A 963-nucleotide genomic window follows, 5' to 3' on the forward strand; every position below is an offset into this window, starting at 1 on the left:
CCGCGGCGGCTTTCGCCAGAGCAAAAGCGACGCGCGGCGGGCAGTCAGGGGCACACGCAAGGGGCGGTGCCGACGCCGTGCGGTTAAGGAGGTCCGATCATGGACGCAATGGTTATCAACATCCCGGTAGCGCAGGCAGACCCCTACGCCCATCCCTATGAGGACGGCTTCAGCACCACCTTCTGGAGCGACTTCTCCATCGCCGATGCCTTCGGCAAGGACGCTGTTCGAGACACGTTCAATCGCGCCTTTGCAGAGTGGAAGTCGGACTTCCGTTACCTCACCGATCTCGTCATAGTGCTGAACCATAAGATCTTCCAGCACTATGACGGCGACCGCGAGCTGTCGAAGCTCTACGACTCGCTGTGGAGGATCGCGGACGGCTACGCGATGGAGAACCTCGGCGAAAAAGAGCTGGAATACTTCTTCCGCAACACCGACTAATCCCAACAATGGTCGGGGCGGCGACTCGCCCCGACCCACCTCATTTACCAACATCCTTCGAGAGGATCATCGACATGAGTATCAACCGAGTCAGCATCACCGGCAACCTCACCCGCGACCCCGAGCTGCGCGTCACCGCAGGAGGCACGCAGGCGCTCTCCTTCGGCGTCGCCGTGAACGACCGCCGCCGCAACCCGCAGACCGGCGAGTGGGAGGACTACCCGAACTTCGTGGACTGCAACATGTTCGGCACCCGCGCCGAGGCCGTGAGCCGCTTCCTCGCCAAGGGCAACAAAGTCGCGATCGAGGGCAAGCTGCGCTACAGCTCGTGGGAGAAGGACGGGCAGCGCCGATCCAAGCTGGAGGTCATCGTGGACGAGATCGAGTTCATGAGCCAGCGTCAGGGCGCCGCAGCCCCCGCTGCAGCCCCCGTTTCCACTCCCGCGCCCGCACCGGCGGCAGCCCCGCCCTCGGTCGACCTGTACGACGAGGATATCCCGTTCTAGCAAGTAGATCTCG

General features: G+C 63.2%; 2 protein-coding genes. Both read left to right on the top strand.

Going from position 1 to position 963, the window contains the following annotated elements; all coding sequences use genetic code 11:
• Positions 1–99: 99 nt before the first annotated feature.
• Positions 100–444, top strand: a complete 345-nt coding sequence (locus DW151_RS10435; RefSeq protein WP_199579950.1) for a hypothetical protein — start codon at positions 100–102, stop codon at positions 442–444.
• 74 nt (positions 445–518) lie between these two features.
• Positions 519–950: a single-stranded DNA-binding protein gene (locus DW151_RS10440; RefSeq protein ID WP_118335768.1), complete on the top strand. Its 432-nt coding sequence runs from the start codon at positions 519–521 to the stop codon at positions 948–950.
• Positions 951–963: the final 13 nt, after the last annotated feature.

It is taken from the genome of Collinsella sp. AM13-34, from assembly GCF_003473055.1.
Lineage (GTDB): Bacteria > Actinomycetota > Coriobacteriia > Coriobacteriales > Coriobacteriaceae > Collinsella.

Excerpts from the sequence above, each read along its gene's own strand:
- DW151_RS10440 (WP_118335768.1), top strand. The coding sequence starts at position 519 with ATGAGTATCAACCGAGTCAGCATCACCGGCAACCTCACCCGCGACCCC.
- DW151_RS10435 (WP_199579950.1), top strand. The coding sequence starts at position 100 with ATGGACGCAATGGTTATCAACATCCCGGTAGCGCAGGCAGACCCCTAC.